The organism is Candidatus Nitrotoga sp. M5, assembly GCF_927904885.1.
In the GTDB taxonomy this organism is placed as follows: Bacteria; Pseudomonadota; Gammaproteobacteria; order Burkholderiales; family Gallionellaceae; genus Nitrotoga.
The window spans coordinates 1-19074 of sequence record NZ_CAKMNW010000054.1 but is presented as its reverse complement, the minus strand read 5'-3'; the positions used below and the strand labels follow the sequence as shown (position 1 = coordinate 19074).

Here is a 19074-nt window from a genome sequence, read left to right as displayed (position 1 = left end):
ATATTGAGAACAGAAAGTTCTTATTATAGCTATATATAGAAACAGTAAAAAGATCTATATTCCATTCCATCGCTGCTATCAAGATCAGAAGCAGCGTCAATTTACTTAAACACTACGAACCCCCAGGAGAAAACTATGTACACACTTTACTACCTACCCGGCGCCTGTTCGCTAGCAACACAAGTGGTCTTGCATGAGCTGGATCAGCCCGTTGAACTTGTTGACGTACAGCATCTGAGCAATTTCACTGACATCAACCCCGTCGGCACCGTCCCAGTACTTATTGATGGTGACAGTACGCTACGAGAAGGCGCCGCCATTTTGCTGCACCTGCTTTATAAACATAAAAACGCGATGCTGCCCATTTGCGGCGTCGGCCGTGAACAGGCTATCGAAGATATTTTATTTGCCAATGCCACGATGCATCCCGCCTATAGTCGCTTGTTTTTTATCGCCCAGCACATCACTGATATGCACGCCAAACAAACTGCGTTTACTGCCGCGGCCAAAGCCATTAATACTTTGTGGCAGGTTGTTGAGCAACAATTGGCAGGACGGGACTATCTTGGCGGTGAGCGAGCTTCTGCTGCCGATATCATGCTCGCAGTATATTCCCGCTGGGGTGCAAACTTCCCTGTCACGATTACGCAAAGTAGCAACACATCACGAATGTTAGATGCGGTGCAGGCAATGCCCAGTTTTCAGCGTTCGCTTGCAGCCGAACAAACCCAGTCAGCCGCTTGAGGTAGGAGTATGACCTCTGTCAATGATTTCGAATCGGTTCACGCCATAGTGCAGGACTATTTTGACGGTCTGCACTATGGCGATGTAACAAAGCTACGCGCTATTTTTCACGCCGATACGTTCTTGAAGGCACCAGACTCGCGTCGGAGTCTCGAGCAATGGCTGTCGGCGGTCGCCAGTCGTCCGGTCCCTTCACAGCAGGGGATATCTTATGAATTCAAGTTATTGTCGGTTGAGGTCATCAAAGACCAGGCCATGGTGAAACTGGAATGCCCGTTATTTGAACATCGTTATATCGATTTCTTAGGCATGCTCAAAGAAGATGGGTGCTGGAAAATCGTCACGAAAATGTACACTGATTTACAAGCAGATTGATAATGGAAACGCTAAAGATAGAAATGATTCACGACATAGTTTGCTCCTGCTGCCCTATGCCCTATAGGGTATAGCCATATGAGAAATGCACTTCACCGGTTAAATATTGAAGCTAAATTTCACTTATTACCCTATGTACCTAACCCTGATATGAGCGTATGGGACGAGGCAATCGATCGTTTTTTTGAGCGCCGGTAACAGTGGGGGCAGTCTAAGTTACTCAATTATAAAAAATCTTATGACGGTAGCAGCGTCGGCTGATGTGAACATCTATTTCCCCAAGCGCACCCATTACTACAATAGTGGTATGGCGCATCAATTGATGAACTGGGCTAAAGGCTATGATCGTCAACAAGCACTGAATGAACTATTGATAGACACCTATTTCAAGCGCAGCTTGGATATTTGTAACCCGCTAATACTTTTGGATATCGTCGAGCATTTAGGTCTTGATAGCTCAAAAGCAAAATATGTGCTGTATTCGAGTTCAGTCGATGAACAGTTACTGCTTAAAAAGCAGCGTGTGCAGCAGTTAACGCTGCAGAGTATTTCTGCTTTTATTATTAATGACAGCACGCTGATTTCCGGATCAAAATCGGTTAACTATTTCGAACAGGTATTAGGATCTATGCAGGCGTAAAACAGCGATAAATTCGCTACCAAACCACTAGAACCACAACCATTAAGGAACCAACCATGCCCTATATCAATATTAAGGTAACCGATGAAGGCGTTACCAACGATCAAAAGCAAGCTCTGATCAAAGGAGCCACAAAGTTAGTGGTGGACGTACTTAATAAAAGCCCGAAAACCACCTTTGTCATTATCGAGGAGGTGAACACCGATAATTGGGGTATTGGCTTTGAGCAAGTCACGGATCTGCGCAGGCAAGCGCTGACATCGCCAGCTGGTAAAACCTAAATTAACCATTTTCTAAAACTGCGAACACATCCATCAAGAGGGAATGGCAATGAACTATTTAGAACAGCCCGTCTTATATGGTATGTTAATGTGTGTCGCAGGGTTTGGGATCCCTGTTATGGCGGCTTGGGGTCAAAGCTTGATAGCCCAACGTTAGCGATAGGTGATTCAAGTTCAAACTGCATCCACTTAAAGGTGATCGTAAAGGCATTTGGGCTATATCTGTTAGCGGCAACTGGCGTTAACCTTTGAGTTTCGTGATGGGCATGTGTATCTACTTGATGATGATTATCACTAATAGCTATGTACAACCCGCCCGCCTCATCCCGGCGAACTCATCGCAGCAACCTACATGGAGCCGTTCGGCCTTAGCTATCGATATCTGGCTGAGAAGCTAGATGTCTCTCCATCCACATTGAACAGAATACTTAAGCTGAAGAGCGGAGTGAGCCTAGAGATGGCCCTTCGTCTTTGCAAAGCGCTTGGGCGCAGCTCTGAGAGTTGGCTTTCCATGCAGGATGCCTATAATCTATGGCATGCAGGCAAGAACCTTAAACTGGATAGAGTACAAAAAGTTGAACTTACCGCTGCATAACAATCAATTGCACGCGACCAGCTGCGCTGGCGCGTGAATACCGGTGTTGGGCTCAGATAGGTGTGCACCACGCTCAGTGGATAAATAATTGGGGTCAGAGTAATGCTAAACATGGAATTAATATTACTCTGACCCGAATATCACTAAGTTAAGGGGCTTCAGTATAACTAAAACAATAACTTAAGCCAGTATTGGCGCGGGTTTCACAATTAGCTGACCTTGCTAAAATGGCTTGACTTAGTGGCATTCTACTCTGACCCCAATTATTCCTTGCGTCCAACAAGAAAATAGGGCTCTATGTGAAGTAGAGTGGGTAATCAACTTTCAACCTCATTCAGGAAAAGTTACCTGTCATTTACATAGTGGTCATCTCGACCATAGGGAGAGATTTTAGCGCGCACTGTTCTGATTCGAGCATTCAGATTCCTCGTCGTATTGCTGTAAAAACACAGCACTACTCTGTCGGAATGACAAGATGACTAAAATTTGCACTTATCGAAGGATTACCCACTACGAATCACATAGAGCCGAAAATAGTGGTGTACAGTCGAAACATTCAACCCACAATATTCTGATTCTCAATGTGCATATAACCGCAACTACTTGTAGCGCATCTAAAAAGTCGCCACTAGATTACCTTCCCTGGATTAATCAAATTATTTGGGTCGAGTGTGTGCTTGATGTTGCGCATCAACTCCAATTCCAGCGCACTTTTATAATGATTTATCTCATTTCGCTTGAGTTGTCCCAGTCCATGCTCTGCGCTGATACTGCCGTTTAGTCCATGCACGATTTCATACACGATGTTGTTGACCTGTTGGCTTTGCGCGATGAAGGCTGCATTTTGCGCGGAATCCAGCATTGAGAGGTTATAGTGGATGTTGCCATCGCCAATATGGCCGAAGGCAATAATGCGCAGTCCATTGAATGCAGCATGCAGGGCGGCATTCGTTTGGGTGATGAACGCTGCCACGTGGCTGATTGGCACGGCGACATCATGTTTGATGCTAATGCCCTCACGTTTCTGCGCTTCGCTGATATTTTTGCGCAAATTCCACCAGCTTACGGCGCTATTTTTTGAATCTACGGCGAACTCGAGGATGCCTTCATTGAATGCTTGCAGTGCATTGTGCAAAGGTGCATCCAGGGGCGCTTGCAGCACATCCGACAGTTCGATCAGTACGATCCACTCATGGCGCGTGAAAAATGGTTCAGCTGTATCGGGGATATGCTTTAAAACGAGATCCAGACAAGAACTTGAAATGATTTCGAAGGCGCTTATTTTGTCGCCGCAATTGGCACGTAAATGGGCGAGCAATTTTACCGCCACTGCCGGATCGTGCACTGCTACACAGGCAGATACCACCGATTGAGGACGCGGAAACAGCTTCAGCACGGCGGCAGTGATGATGCCTAGGGTGCCTTCTGCACCAATAAATAAGTGTTTCAAATCATAACCGGTGTTGTCCTTGCGCAAGCTGCGTAATCCATCCCAGATACGACCATCTGGCAAGACCACTTCCAGTCCAAGCACGAGGTCGCGCATGTTGCCATAGCGCAACACGCCGACGCCGCCGGCATTTGTGGAGATATTGCCGCCAATTTCGCATTGCGCTGCGATGGCGGAGAGACCGAGCGGAAACAAACGGTTGGCCTGCTCTGCCGCATCTCGCGCAGCGGCCAAGGTACAGCCTGCTTCCACCGTTAAGGTGTAGTTGATCGCATCCAGTGCATGAATTTTATTCATGCGCGACAGGTTAAGCACGAGCTGTTGCCCTTGCGGCAACGGTACTGACCCCCCGCATAAACTGGTGTTGCCGCCCTGAGGGACAATGGCGATGCGGTTCTCAGCACATAGCGTGACCACTGCAGAAACTTGTTGCGTATCGCCAGGCAGCACCACTGCCAGCGCTTGGCCGCTGTAGCGCCCACGCCAGTCTTTACAATAGGGCGCTGCGGATTCACCACTCAGTACATGGTCTGTGCCAACTATGTTTCTAAGTGAACTTATCAAGTTTGGTAGCATATAAAATATTTCCTTAAAATGCCTTGTTTCACAAATGATCTGACAGATTGCTAGAAATCCATCGGGTCAATGTCCAGCGACCAGCGCAGTTTTTGTGCAGGTAGCGCATCGAGCAAGGGACGCCACTCGCGCAGAAATTGCTGCAGGGGTTTTCGCGCTTCACTTTGCACCAGCAATTGCGCTAAAAAATGGTTAGCGCGACGTGGCATGGCAGCAGGAACCACACCGTAAATTTCAACTTGTTTGGCGAGTTCAATAGCAGCGTCGCGCGCTTGCTGCAGGAAAGTATACATGTGGGCTTCATGCTTTGCTTCAGCACGCAGCAATACCTGATACATGAATGGTGGGAAGCCGGCGGATTGGCGTTCGGCTAGCAGGATTGCTGCCCATTCATCGTAATCATGTTCTCGCAACGCGCGGAACAGTGGGTGATCGGGGAATGCGGTTTGAATCAGCACCTCACCCAGCTTGTCGGCACGGCCAGCACGCCCTGCTACTTGGACAAGTTGAGCAAACAGTTTTTCCGATGCTCGAAAATCACTACTGTATAACGCACTGTCCGGGTTAAGAACTCCCACCAGAGTCAGGTTAGGGAAGTCATGTCCCTTCGCCAGCATTTGTGTGCCGACCAGAATGTCCACCGCGTCTTCCTGTATCTGCTGGCGCATGGCTTGCCATGATCCTTTATTGCGGGTGCTGTCACGATCTACGCGCAGAATGCGCGCCTTGGGAAAGTATTCCTGCAACGCACTCTCCACTCGCTGCGTGCCGATACCAATCGGTTGCAGGTCGGCGTTGCCGCACGATGGGCAGGCATGCGGCACGCGCTCCTGATGGCCACAATGGTGGCAGCGCAGGCGGCGGTCTTTAAGGTGTAGCACCAACTTGCCTGCGCAATTTGAACAGCCGGACAGCCAGCCGCAAGCACCACACATCAACACGGGCGCATAACCACGCCGATTAATGAATATCAAGCTTTGTTCACTGCGCTGTAGCCGTTCGGCCAGGGCATTAAGAAGCGGCTCACTGAGTCCGTGCTGCATAATTTTATTGCTGGTGTTGATACAGGTTACCGTTGGCAACTGCGCCTGCACCGCCGCACGCTGAGTCAGACGCAACATTTGGTAGCGTCCGATCTGTGCGTTGTAATAGCTTTCAAGTGAGGGGGTTGCGGAACCTAATACAATTGGTACGTCACGTTGTCTAGCACGAAAAATTGCCACATCTCGTGCTGAGTATCGTAAGCCATCCTGCTGCTTGAAAGATGCATCATGTTCTTCATCCACAATCAACAGTGATAGTTGTGGTAGAGGTGTGAATACTGCCAGACGCGTACCCAGTATGATGCGCGCTTGGCCGGACTGCGCACGCAGCCAGTTCTGCATACGTTCGCCGTCACTTAAGCCACTGTGCTGACTTACCAGCTCAACATCCGGCAAGCGGCTGCGAAAATAATTTTCAAGCTGAGGCGTAAGATTGATTTCTGGCACCAGCAGCAACACTTGTCCTCCCTGCTGCAATATCCGGTTCATCAGATGCACATAAATCTCGGTCTTGCCGCTACCGGTTATACCGTGCAGCAGGAAGCTGCCAAAGCATGATGTTTTAGTAATTAAGTCCACAGCATGCTGCTGCTCCAAGGTCAACGTATGAGTATTGTTGAATGTAAATGAGCAGGGAACCGCAGATACTGAAAATGCTTCCACCCATCCCGCATTTGTCAATGCTTTTAGTGCAGAGGCTCCGCTTGGTGATAATGCGCGCACTTGCGCGGCACTTAAGGAGCTCAGCTTCAAGGCTGCGAGTAGTCGGTGCTGCACCACCTTGCGCTTAGACAGTAAGCTCAAATCGAGAGCATGGCCGCTAACGCTTAGTCTGTATTGCATCGCTTCCTTGAGCGTGACAAGCTTGCTGGTACGTAAACGTACTGGCAAAGCGGACAACACTGTAACGCCAAGGGGATAGTGATAATAGTCGCTGCAGAAGCGAAGCAAAACAAGCAGCTCATCTGATAGTGGTGGAACATCACCCAGCACCTGCAAAACGGGCTTGATACGCTCCGCAGAAAGGACGGAATCCATGCCGCATTCCATCACTACGCCTGTCATTTTTTGGCGTCCAAATGGAACCAGTACGCGCGTTCCAGGGACAATCTCAACGCTATCGTTAAGCGAATAGTCAAATAATGTTGACAATGGCACATCTAGCGCGACGCGAACAATTGTCATTTAATAGCGTTGGCTCCAGCGATTTCTAAAATACTGAGCTAAGTTAACTGACTTAATTGAGGTTTTTTTATTGTCCACATAAACTGTGGATAACAATGTGGATAATTCCGATATAACTAGGCTAACTGCTAATGCTATATACAGTTTTATCCATTCGCTCATTTTGTAGGCATAATTATTTGCTAATAAAAACAATATATTAAATTTTACGATCTAATATTATGATTAAGACTTTTCTCATAATGGATAGATGCACGATTTGTGTATAACCAGAGGCAAATCTGGCATTTTTAGTGATATTTACGGCTTAACTCATGCACTGCCTGCACCATTGCCGCAGCATTGTCTGGATTTGTATATTGAGAAATGCCATGTCCCAAATTAAATACATGACCGCCGCCATAGCCATAACTAGCCAGCACGCGTTCTGTCTCGGCATGGATAATTTCCGGCGTGGAAAATAGTACAGCCGGATCCAAGTTACCTTGCAGCGCAACCCTATCGCCTACTTGTTGTCGCGCTATACCGATGTCCATGGTCCAGTCTAAGCCTACCGCATCGCAGCCAATGTCGGCGATGCTATTCAGCCACAAGCCACCACCTTTGGTATATGCAATCACTGGTATTTTTACACCGTCATGTTCACGTTTCAGCCCTTGCACGATTTGCTGCAAATAAGGCAATGAAAATTCGTAGTAAGCAGCATGCGAAAGCACACCACCCCAGGAGTCAAAAATCATCACGGTCTGCGCCCCCGCCTCAATTTGTGCATTTAGATACTGCGTTACTGCTTGCGCAGTAATACTCAAAATGTGGTGCATCAGCTTGGGTTCTTTGTACATCAACGTTTTAACACGTGCATAATCGGCGCTGCCACCGCCTTCCACCATGTAACAAGATAAAGTCCACGGGCTACCAGAAAAACCTATCAATGGCACGCTTCCATTCAGCGCTTTGCGAATTTGCGACACGGCATCGGTGACGTATCGCAGATCTTTATTGATGTCAGGAACCTTTAATGCTTTGATGGCAGCTTCATCGCGCAATGGGCGCTCAAACTTAGGCCCCTCTCCATCTGAGAAATACAATCCAAGACCCATCGCATCCGGGATGGTGAGAATGTCAGAAAACAGAATCGCAGCATCCAGAGGGTATCGATCCAGAGGTTGTAATGTAACTTCTGTAGCCATGTCCGGGCTTTTACATAGCTCCAGGAAACTGCCGGCACGTTTGCGCGTAGCGCAGTATTCTGGCAGGTATCGTCCAGCCTGGCGCATCATCCACACGGGGGTATAGTCAGTTGGCTGACGCAGCAAAGCGCGCAGGAAGGTGTCATTTTTTAACTTGAAATTCATGTTGTTCTCTTTCAATTTATACTGACTAAATTTAAACAGGTTTATCCATAACCTCTCGGCCTCCACTTACCAGAGAAATTTGGCAGGTAACCTGGTTATGCAACTGGTCTGCATCATTGGTGAAGCAGCTAAACTCAAAATCCGGGAAGGTAACATCGTTTTTAAGTACCCAGATCCTGAAAGAAGGGATGCCTACGTTATTTTGATGCCGTATCAACTGTCACAGACGGGGATGGGTTATTGGGTGCCAGTCGCAAGTGCAGCTAACTTATATGTTCCATAGCACCAATTGCCCTGAATTGCCGAGTAAGTACCTCGGGGCAGCGGCTATTACGTGAGATCAGCGTAGTTTTCTGATTGCATCCGGTCATTTAGTGCCTGATATGGACCACTCGATTTAGAGTGGTAGACTGGAACTACTCATTAAATATTCATCCACTGCACGCGCAGCTTGGCGGCCTTCGCGTATTGCCCACACAACTAGCGACTGGCCGCGCCGCATATCTCCAGCAGCAAACACTTTGTCCACCGATGTCTGATAATAGCCCATTCCATCAGTGACAGCCTTGGCATTGCCGCGGCTATCCTTTTCAACGCCGAATGCTGCCAGGGTTTGCTGTACCGGGCTGACGAAGCCCATAGCTAAAAGCACGAGATCGGCTTGCATTTCAATTTCGCTGCCCGGCACTTCTTGCATTTTTCCGTCTTTCCATTCGACGCGTACGGCATGCAATTTTTCAACTTTGCCATTTTTACCGGTTAACTCTTTGGTTGCCACAGCCCAATCACGTTGACAACCTTCATCATGAGAGCTGGAAGTGCGTAGCTTCATTGGCCAGTAAGGCCAGATCAGTGGCTTATTCTCTTGTTCGGGCGGGCGCGGCATGACCTCAAACTGAGTTACCGAAGCTGCGCCATGGCGGTTGGATGTGCCTACACAGTCAGAGCCCGTGTCGCCACCACCGATCACCACCACATGTTTACCAGTCGCTTTAATCTGATCGGGCACCGTGTCTCCCGCCACTACTTTGTTCTGTTGCGGCAGAAACTCCATTGCGAAATGCACGCCCTGCAATTCACGCCCTGGTACTGGCAAGTCGCGTGGTTGCTCAGCCCCACCTGTTAATACCACTGCGTCGAACTCATCTTTTATTTGTTGTGCCGGCACATTCACGCCGATATTCTGATTGACGCGGAATTCCACACCTTCGGCGCGCATTTGTTCAATGCGACGGTCGATGTGCGTCTTTTCGAGTTTGAAGTCGGGAATGCCATAGCGCAAAAGACCACCAATTCGATCATTTTTCTCGAATACCACCACGTCATGACCAACGCGTGCTAATTGTTGCGCGCAAGCCAAGCCAGCTGGGCCAGAGCCAACTACGGCAATCTTCTTGCCGGACTTGGTCTGTGCTGGTTTTGGTATCACCCAGCCTTCTTCCCAGCCCTTATCTATGATGGCATGCTCGATTGATTTGATACCTACCGCATCGTCATTAATGGTCAATGTGCAGGCCGTCTCGCACGGTGCAGGACAGATACGTCCGGTGAATTCTGGAAAGTTGTTGGTAGAGTGCAGCACGTCCAGCGCCTGCTTCCAATTGCCGCGATAAACCAAATCATTCCAGTCCGGGATGATGTTATTTACTGGACAACCTGTGGTACAAAATGGAATACCACAGTCCATACAGCGCGAACCTTGGACAGCAGTCTGTTCGTCGGTCAGACGTGGTATGAACTCCTTATAGTTTTTCAGGCGTTCCGCGACCGGCAAGCTGTGCTCACTTAAGCGGTCAAATTCCATAAACCCGGTAATTTTACCCATTTATACGGCCTCCAATTGCTTGGTTTGTTCCGCCGCGATTTCCTGCAATGCGCGGCGGTATTCAGTCGGCATGACCTTGACGAATTTCGGCAAGTAGCGCGCCCAATTATTTAGAATATCCTCAGCGCGGGCACTGCCTGTGTAGCGCAGATGCGCACTCACCATGTCGCGCAAAACATGCTCATCAGCTTTGCCGAGGTGGTTAAAGTGCACCCGGCCATGTGTCTCGACTTCACCCAGTTCACTCGCAGCAGCCTCGTCTGGTACCGGTTCCAGTTGCACCATTGCAAGATTGCAACGACGTTCGAAACCGCCATCCTCATCTAGTACGTAAGCGATGCCGCCGGACATGCCTGCAGCAAAATTACGCCCAGTTTGACCCAGCACCGCCACTATACCGCCGGTCATATATTCGCAACCGTGGTCGCCCAAGCCTTCCACTACCGCAATAGCGCCGGAATTACGCACTGCGAAACGCTCGCCAGCCACTCCACGGAAATAGCATTCGCCACTGGTAGCACCATACAGCACGGTATTGCCAACGATGATATTTTCCTCGGCCACTATGTTGCATTCCTTGGGCGGTAGCACCACGATGCGCCCGCCACACAACCCTTTGCCGACATAGTCATTGCCCTCTCCAGATAAATTGAGGGTAATGCCATGCGCAAGAAAAGCGCCGAAACTCTGTCCGGCCGTGCCTTGTAAGTTCACCGTAATGGTATCGTTCGGCAATCCCGCTTGGCCAAAGCGCTTGGCCACTTCATGCGACAGCATGGCACCAACGGTGCGGTTAACATTGCGAATGCGGCTTTCAATTATTACCGGCAACCTGTTTTCCAATGCAGGCATGGCTTCGGCAATGAGCTGATGATCCAAGGCCTGAGACAACCCATGGTCCTGCTCTTCGACATGGCGGCGCGCCACGCTAACGGGTACATCAGGTTGATGGAAAATTTTGGAAAAGTCTAAACCCTTGGCTTTCCAATGTGCAATGACATGCTTGGCATCAAGTAATTCACTACGGCCAATCAGATCATCAAACTTGCGGATACCGATCTGCGCCATGTATTCGCGTACTTCTTCGGCCACAAAAAAGAAATAATTCACCACGTGCTCAGGCTGACCAGTGAATTTCTTGCGTAGTTCAGGGTCTTGCGTAGCTACGCCTACTGGGCAGGTGTTGAGATGGCATTTGCGCATCATGATGCAGCCCTCCGCTACTAGTGGAGCTGTGGCAAAACCGAACTCATCCGCGCCGAGTAATGCACCAATTAATACATCGCGTCCAGTCTTCAGCTGGCCATCCACCTGCAACACAATACGACCACGCAACCGGTTCAACACCAGCGTTTGCTGAGCTTCCGCCAGCCCAAGCTCCCATGGGGTACCGGCGTGCTTGATGGAAGACAGTGGTGATGCACCCGTACCACCATCATGGCCGGAAACAGTTACATGATCTGCTTTAGCTTTGGCCACACCGGCTGCCACCGTGCCAACGCCCACTTCAGATACCAGCTTGACCGAAATGGAGGCGCGCGGATTAGCGTTCTTCAGATCATGAATGAGCTGTGCCAAGTCTTCAATGGAATAAATATCGTGATGCGGTGGCGGTGAAATCAATCCCACACCAGGTATGGCGAAACGAAGTTTAGCAATATACTCTGACACCTTGTGACCAGGTAATTGACCGCCTTCACCGGGCTTGGCGCCCTGCGCCATCTTGATTTGAATTTGATCGGCGCTAGACAAATATTCCGCAGTCACACCAAAGCGACCGGATGCCACTTGTTTTATTTTGGAGCGCAATGAATCGCCCGGCAACAAAATCTGATCTGCTTCAATACGACCCTTGCCAATAATTTCAGATAGTTTCTCGCCGCCTTCAATCGTCTTGAAACGCATTGCGTCTTCGCCACCCTCGCCCGTGTTGGACTTTCCCCCGATGCGGTTCATTGCGATGGCCAAAGTGGTGTGCGCTTCTGTGGAAATAGACCCCAGAGACATTGCTCCAGTGGCAAAACGTTTAACGATTTCTTTCGCCGACTCTACCTCTGCCAGCGGCACTGGTGCGCCAGCTGGCTTAATTTCGAACAAGCCACGCAAGGTCTTGATGTGCTGAGTCTGGTCGTTAATTAACTTGGCATATTCTTTGTACGTTTGCCCATTGTTGGAACGTGTGGCATGTTGCAGCTTGGCGATAACATCAGGCGTCCACATATGCTCTTCACCACGCACACGATACGCATATTCTCCGCCTGCCTCCAGCGCATTGGACAGCACCGGATCGTTGCCGAAAGCTGCTTGATGAGTACGTACCGCCTCCTCTGCAACCTCATGAAGGCCAATGCCTTCGATCTGGGTCGCCGTGCCGGTGAAATACTGTGACACAAAATCAGCATTCAGGCCGATTGCCTCGAAAATCTGCCCGCCACAATAAGACTGGTAAGTTGAGATGCCCATTTTGGACATAACCTTGAGCAAGCCTTTGTTCACTGCCTTAATGAAACGCTTATTCGCATCTTTGTCCGATAGGCCGGCAGGTAAATAATCGCTCATAGTAGCAATAGTCTCGTATGCCAGCCACGGACATATTGCCTCGGCACCATAACCTGCAAGCAGCGCAAAGTGATGGGTTTCACGTACAGATCCGGAGTCCACCACTAGCCCAGTGCTGGTGCGTAGCCCTTCGCGTACTAAATGATGGTGCACCCCCGCACAAGCTAGTAAGGCAGGAATCGCCACGCGTGCACTTGAAACCGCACGGTCGGACAAAATCAGCACGTTGCAACCATCCGCCACCGCCTGATCGGCTGCCACACTCAGCGCCTTGATAGCGCCTTCGCAACCCGCTGCTCCCAACGCTACAGGATAAGTGATATCCAATACCAGTGCCTTGTAACGTCCTTGAGTTAATGTACTGATGTCGCGCAGCTTGGCTAAGTCTTCATCGGATAGCACAGGCTGATGCACCTCGAGACGCAGCGGTGGATCGGTCTCGTCGATACCGAGCAGATTGGGCTTTGGTCCAATAAACGAGGTAAGCGACATGACGATCTCTTCACGGATCGGATCGATTGGTGGGTTAGTCACCTGGGCAAAAAGCTGCTTGAAATAATTGTACAGCACCTTGTTTTTACCTGACAGCACAGGTAAAGAGGCATCATTGCCCATAGATCCGGTGGCCTCTTCTCCTGCGGTAGCCATGGGTGCGAGAATGAATTTGATGTCTTCCTGCGAATAGCCAAATGCCTGCTGAGTATCTAGCAGGTTGGCATCAGACAAGCTTTCCTTGGGTAATTCCTTTATGTCCGCACCAGGCAGGTCGCCGAGGAAATAACGTGATTTTTCAATCCACTCTCGGTACGGTTTTGCGGTAGCGAGCTGCTGCTTCAGCTCATCGTCGTCTATGATGCGGCCAGCTTGCAAATCGATCAGAAACATCTTGCCCGGCTGCAGTCGCCATTTTTTCACAATCTTGGATTGCGGAATATCCAGCACACCCATTTCAGATGCCATCAACACCAAATCATCATCTGTAATCAGATAGCGCGCCGGACGCAACCCGTTGCGATCCAGCGTCGCACCGATCATGCGACCATCCGTGAAAGCCACGGCAGCGGGACCATCCCACGGCTCCATTAACGCAGCATGGTATTCATAAAATGCGCGGCGTTCTTCATCCATCAATGGGTTGCTTGACCATGCTTCAGGAATCAGCAACATCATCGCGTGCGGCAGCGAATAACCGCCTGCCACCAGCAACTCCAGTGCATTATCAAAACAGGCGGAATCGGATTGGCCTTCCACAATTAATGGCCACAATTTTTCCAGATCTGCGCCGAGCAGCTTGGAAGACATCGCTGCATGACGCGCTGTCATCCAGTTCACATTACCGCGCAAAGTGTTGATCTCGCCGTTGTGCGCAATCATGTGGAATGGATGCGCCAGATCCCAAGAAGGGAAAGTATTGGTGGAGAAACGTTGATGTACCAGCGCCAATGCGCTGACCATAACTTCATCTTGCAGATCAAGGTAATACTTGCCAACCTGATCGGCCAGCAACATCCCTTTGTATACAATAGTGCGTGCGGAAAACGACGGTATATAGAAATTCTGCCCTTGTTCATTTGGCAGACAGCGCACAGCGTGCTCAGCAATTTTGCGAATGACGAATAATTTGCGCTCAAAGCTATCGATATCCGCGCAGTCCGTACCACATCCAATGAACACTTGGCGTATCACCGGTTCAACTGCTTTAACGCTCTCGCCAAAGCCACTATTGTCTACCGGTACATCACGCCAGCCCAACAAGACTTGTCCTTCTTCAGCAATCTTGTCGGTAATTACCTGTTCGCAGGCGGCACGTGCTGCCGCATCGCGCGGCAGGAACAACATCCCAACTCCATAACTGCCTATCGTCGGCAGGGATATACCCAGTGCAGCGCACGATTTACGTAAAAATGCATCTGGAATCTGGATAAGAATACCCGCACCATCTCCCTCTAAAGGGTCAGCGCCCACTGCGCCGCGATGAGTAAGATTTTTCAATATCTGCAGACCTTGACATATCATGTCATGGCTCTGCTTACCCTTGATGTGCGCCACAAAGCCCACCCCGCACGCATCGTGCTCATGGCTCGGGTCATATAAACCCTGCCGGACCGGCAACGAAGAATGACTCACGCGTTGCTCCTCAATAAAAATCACTAACCCACAAAAAAGTGGCGACACAAATCGCCACAGCGCTATCCGAATATTCTATGCAAAAAAATACATGGCGAAAGGGCGGAAATATTACCTTGTCTCGGGACGAACAGCAACCTAGAGCCTCTTCAATAAAGAAAAAATTGTTCGAATACCTTTTTTATGACAACGATAAAAGGACTTGGAAAAAAATCGACAAGACAATTTAACGACGAAGTGCCTATTAATTAGATCAAATCAGAACAAGTTATCTCGATCAGGCTAAACCCCCCTTCATTAAGTCTTATTTCTGAATTGTAAAATACTACGATGTCATATAAAGTTGCGTAGGGGATTCCTTTCAGGGATAATCTATGCCCTTATTATGTGCGTTAGCGCATGTTGGTTTAATTTTTCCAAGCTCTCAATAAGTTAAGTTTTAAGTCCTCAATGTTTTAAGGAAGCCAAAATGAAAGCCGACATTCATCCACAATACGATGAGATCGCAATTACTTGCAGTTGTGGTAATACATTCAAAACCAGGTCGACTATGGGTAAACCACTACATGTAGAAGTCTGCTCGGACTGTCACCCATTCTATACCGGCACGCAAAAAATCGTGGATACTGCTGGTCGAGTGGAGAGGTTCCGCCAAAAATATAGCAAACCCGGTGCAAAATCTGCGCCATAATGAAATTGAACAATTAGCAACAAATGAAAGGCAGCGGACGCTGCCTTTTTTTGTTGCTAATTTCAACAGGGTAATGATTGCTCAAGTGCTCTATAAGCCCAAACCAGGGCAGCGCACCAAAATTTTGGATTAAGCGCATCAACTCATGTTTTCCTACCCCCCGACACAAGGACACCCTATCACGACAGCCAAGGCTTGGTTGCTGGCACTGCTATGCGTGGTGTGGTTGGGTACAGGGCTGGTAGGGCATGGCCCGTGGCATTCAGACGATGCTTATAGTTTCGGGTTGGTCTATCACATCCTGCAAAGTGGTGATTGGCTAGTTCCCACCTTGGCTGGCGAACCCTACATGAGCAAGCCACCGCTGTTCTACATGACAGCCGCGCTTTTCGCCAAACTATTTTCCCCTTTGCTGGAGCTACATGATGGCGCGCGCCTAGCAAGCGGTTTTTATACCGCTCTTACGCTGTTATTCATAGGGCTGTCCGGACGCGAATTATTCGGGAGAGGCAGCGGTTGGACTACTGCGATCATTCTAATCGGGTGCCTCGGCATGCTGGTACGCTCCCATGAGCTTATAACCGATCTTGCTTTGCTCACTGGCTGCGCAATGATGATATACGGCTACACATTAAGCATGCGCCGTGTTTTATTGGCAGGCATGCTCATTGGTAATGGCGTAGGTATCGGTTTTATGGCCAAGGGTTTTATCGCTCTTACGCTATTCGTGCTTATCAGTGTCGCGCTGCTGCTGTTCCGTACATGGCGCATACGCCCCTTCCTTTCCAGTTTGGGCTTCGCACTACTGTTTGCGTTGCCTTGGTTAACAATTTGGCCTTTTTTGTTATACCAACGTTCGCCAGAGCTATTTATGGAATGGATTTGGACGCTTAACATTGGTAGCTGGATTGACTATATTCAAGGTGGTGATTATGCAGAGGCGTTATATTACGTAAAAATATTGCCTTGGTTCGCGTGGCCTGCGTTGCCATTAGCTGCTTGGGCAGTGTGGGAGGCGCGGAGAAGACTGCTGCAGGAATCGGAATTTCAGCTGCTACTGGTGAGCTTTTTCGTGATGTTGATTACGCTAAGCGTGGTGCCCAATATCAAGGAAGTGTTCGCTTTGCCCATACTGCTGCCATTAGCTTTGCTTGCAACTGCAGCGCTTTCCACCCTGCGCCGGGGAGCCGCCAACGCACTAGATTGGTTCGGCATTATGACGTTCAGTTTTGTCGCCATTTTGATGTGGTGGGGCTGGGCCGGGTTACTACAGGATAATCATGCCAAGATTACCAGTTGGCTTAAAGACTATCAGCCTGGTTTCGAACCAGCTTTCCATGCCACAACATTCTGGATTGCTGTAACTGCCACCGTACTGTGGCTGTTGATGGTGTGGCGCGTTGGACGCTCTATGCGCCGCGCCGTGCTTAACTGGGCCAGCGGCGTAACGCTGCTGTGGGTACTTGCCATGACACTATGGCTACCATGGCTAGACAACAGCAAGAGCTATCGCGGCCTGGTCGCTTCTCTCAAACAGGCAATTCCCGCACACCATGGCTGCATTGCGAGCCTGGATGTAGGCGATACCCAGCGCGCCATGTTGGAATATATGGGGAATATCACTACGCACGCTCAATCACAACTTTTTTGCGATCTGCTGCTGGTAGAAGGAGAACGTGCCGCCAAGTTAGTGGATAACGAAACAACTTGGGTCAGGCTATGGGAAGGCAATCGCAAGGGGGTTAAATCCCAACCTTTCCGTTTGTATCAACGCATCGAACCAATTGCACAAAAGCAAGTTATCCCCCAGCCATAGCGCTATACCGATATTAACTCCAGGTATTTCTGGAAATTCTTTGGCTGGTGGAGATTTATCTACTAGTCAGCAACTTATCCGTTTTTATTAATATTCCTGTAATAATTAGTCTTGATAATCTAACCGTTGTTTTGCATGAGTGACTTAAAGCTGGCTTTAAGTTGTGCACGGTTGAGTGCAAACCAAAAATGGGCGCTAGATTATTAAAGGAAGGCATGGGAATGACTAAGACCAGTACATTTAAACTGAAGTTAACCGCTGTAATCGTACCATTACTTTTCGCAGCATCAGCTCAAGTCTTTGCTTCGAATGATGCACAAACACTGACAATTTATGTCGATCAGGAAACCAAGCAGATTTTCTCTGAGCCCGGTCCCAACCGAGTAAAAATGGGAGATTTCCAACCAGTTATGACAACATCAGCTACCGTAGTAGATCCCCAAAGCGTAAAAACAACGCTGAACAAAAAAGGCTTAGGCTTTAAAACTGCGGATGGCCAGTTTAAGTTTGGCTTTAGCGGCCGTCTGCATGCAGATGCGACCTACCACAATAATAGTGACAACCTACAAAAAGGTGGTAATCCCATACATGCAAACGATGGCACCGAGATTCGTCGAGCCCGTATCGTCTTCAAAGGTACGCTGTATAACGACTTTAAGTTCATTTCAGAAGTTGACTTTGGCGACAATGAAGTAGGGGTGAAGGATCTGTTTCTGACTTATACCGGCTCGGATTTTGCTCAGATTACTGTCGGTCATCAAAAGCAGAACATCAGTATGGAATTACAGGAAAGCTCCAACGACATTATGTTTACTGAACGTTCGCTGGTAAACACTTTAACTGCAACCCTTTTTGACCGTGCTATCGGTTTGAACTTAAAGAAGTCAGATAAAAACTGGTCTGCGCAAGCGGGAATTTATGGCGATTCTATGGATGCAAATAAAAGTAATAGCTCAACTCCTTCCACTACAGCAGGTGAAGGTTTTGGCGCTTCAACTCGTGTGACCTTCGCACCAATCAATACGCCTAATGAAGTGATTCATATTGGTGGCTTTGCTGGTTATCGTACTACAAGTGGCAGTGATGGTTTCAATAACGCTGGTACAGCCTTCGTTCATGAAACAACGCATATGTCCAATCTGAAATTGACCAATACGGGTAGCATTGCTACTGCTGAGAATGCCACGATGTTTGGCTTGGAACTAGCCGCTATGCGTGGCCCATTCTCAATACAAGGTGAATACACAACGGCAAAGGTACAACGGGAGAGCATTTTGCCTTCACTCGATTTTAACGCTTTCTACGTACAGGCAGGATGGACTCTGACAGGTGAATCCCGCTCTTATAAAGGTTCAGATGGAGAATTTAAACGCTTTAAACCCAGAAAAAGGTTTCTGACAGGCAAGTCTGGCTTTGGCGCTTTGGAGCTGGCACTTCGTTATGACGAGAGCGACCTGACTTCCAAAGATATTCATGGCGGAGAAGAGAAGAGAGTTACAGTGGCAATGAACTGGCACCTGAATGAAAACGTACGTTTGATGGCGGATTACAGCAGAAGCTTTGACCTTAAAGGTTCCCCTGTGACAAAACTAAACGGTGGCCAACCGGACAATATTGATGTAATGACTTTCCGCACTCAGTGGGCGTTCTAGTCAGCGCACGTGCGGTCTGAACAATTTTAGTGATACTCTGCCTCAACCCGATTAATGTGAATTGCGATGCCGCCAAAATCGGTTGAACTTTATTTTAAAAATTACATAATTAGTCGACGCTGAAATAAACATAACCTATTGATGTTATGTTGCATTATTT

13 protein-coding genes and 1 pseudogene are annotated in these 19074 nt (G+C 48.7%); 9 read left to right on the top strand and 5 right to left on the bottom strand.

Translation table 11 applies throughout. From position 1 onward, the window contains the following. Window positions 1–135: 135 nt before the first annotated feature. The 5 genes and pseudogenes from MJ770_RS10450 to MJ770_RS10430 all read left to right on the top strand — a co-directional run. Window positions 136–744, top strand: coding sequence for a glutathione S-transferase family protein (locus MJ770_RS10450; protein ID WP_239253726.1), 609 nt, complete (start codon window positions 136–138; stop codon window positions 742–744). A 9-nt stretch (window positions 745–753) separates the two neighbouring features. Continuing rightward, on the top strand, window positions 754–1119 hold the full coding sequence (locus MJ770_RS10445) for a nuclear transport factor 2 family protein (RefSeq protein WP_239253724.1): 366 nt from the start codon (window positions 754–756) through the stop codon (window positions 1117–1119). A gap of 184 nt (window positions 1120–1303) precedes the next feature. Further along, window positions 1304–1759 (top strand): DsbA family oxidoreductase, encoded by a 456-nt coding sequence (locus MJ770_RS10440; RefSeq protein WP_256448823.1) that lies wholly within the window; start codon window positions 1304–1306, stop codon window positions 1757–1759. A gap of 56 nt (window positions 1760–1815) precedes the next feature. Then, on the top strand, window positions 1816–2040 hold the full coding sequence (locus MJ770_RS10435) for a 2-hydroxymuconate tautomerase family protein (protein ID WP_239253720.1): 225 nt from the start codon (window positions 1816–1818) through the stop codon (window positions 2038–2040). 322 nt (window positions 2041–2362) lie between these two features. Beyond that, window positions 2363–2635, top strand: a pseudogene (locus MJ770_RS10430) (HigA family addiction module antitoxin); the annotation flags it as partial. A 628-nt stretch (window positions 2636–3263) separates the two neighbouring features. On the opposite strand, the gene MJ770_RS10425 reads toward MJ770_RS10430, so the two are convergent. The 5 genes from MJ770_RS10425 to MJ770_RS10405 form a co-directional block, all read right to left on the bottom strand. Beyond that, complete coding sequence (locus tag MJ770_RS10425; RefSeq protein ID WP_239253716.1) at window positions 3264–4661, bottom strand: FAD-binding oxidoreductase; 1398 nt, start codon at window positions 4659–4661, stop codon at window positions 3264–3266. A gap of 50 nt (window positions 4662–4711) precedes the next feature. After that, window positions 4712–6889 carry a primosomal protein N' gene (locus MJ770_RS10420; protein WP_239253715.1) on the bottom strand — a complete coding sequence of 726 codons (2178 nt, stop codon included), beginning with the start codon at window positions 6887–6889 and terminating at the stop codon, window positions 4712–4714. Between the two features lie 290 nt (window positions 6890–7179). Continuing rightward, window positions 7180–8244 carry a uroporphyrinogen decarboxylase gene (gene hemE, locus MJ770_RS10415; RefSeq protein ID WP_239253706.1) on the bottom strand — a complete coding sequence of 355 codons (1065 nt, stop codon included), beginning with the start codon at window positions 8242–8244 and terminating at the stop codon, window positions 7180–7182. Between the two features lie 397 nt (window positions 8245–8641). Next, entirely contained in the window at window positions 8642–10069 is a 1428-nt protein-coding gene (locus tag MJ770_RS10410) for a glutamate synthase subunit beta (protein ID WP_239253703.1), read from the bottom strand. Next, entirely contained in the window at window positions 10070–14755 is a 4686-nt protein-coding gene (locus tag MJ770_RS10405) for a glutamate synthase-related protein (protein WP_256448822.1), read from the bottom strand. 469 nt (window positions 14756–15224) lie between these two features. On the opposite strand from MJ770_RS10405, the gene rpmE reads away from it, so the two are divergent. The 4 genes from rpmE to MJ770_RS10385 all read left to right on the top strand — a co-directional run bounded on the left by rpmE (window position 15225) and on the right by MJ770_RS10385 (window position 18914). After that, complete coding sequence (gene rpmE / locus MJ770_RS10400; protein WP_239253701.1) at window positions 15225–15446, top strand: 50S ribosomal protein L31; 222 nt, start codon at window positions 15225–15227, stop codon at window positions 15444–15446. Beyond that, window positions 15427–15579, top strand: a complete 153-nt coding sequence (locus MJ770_RS10395) for a hypothetical protein (protein ID WP_239253697.1) — start codon at window positions 15427–15429, stop codon at window positions 15577–15579. The genes rpmE and MJ770_RS10395 overlap by 20 nt, the downstream gene beginning before the upstream one ends. A 12-nt stretch (window positions 15580–15591) precedes the next feature. Next, entirely contained in the window at window positions 15592–17262 is a 1671-nt protein-coding gene (locus MJ770_RS10390; protein ID WP_239253695.1) for an ArnT family glycosyltransferase, read from the top strand. Window positions 17263–17483: 221 nt separating this feature from the next. Further along, window positions 17484–18914, top strand: coding sequence for an OprO/OprP family phosphate-selective porin (locus tag MJ770_RS10385; RefSeq protein ID WP_239253690.1), 1431 nt, complete (start codon window positions 17484–17486; stop codon window positions 18912–18914). Window positions 18915–19074: the final 160 nt, after the last annotated feature.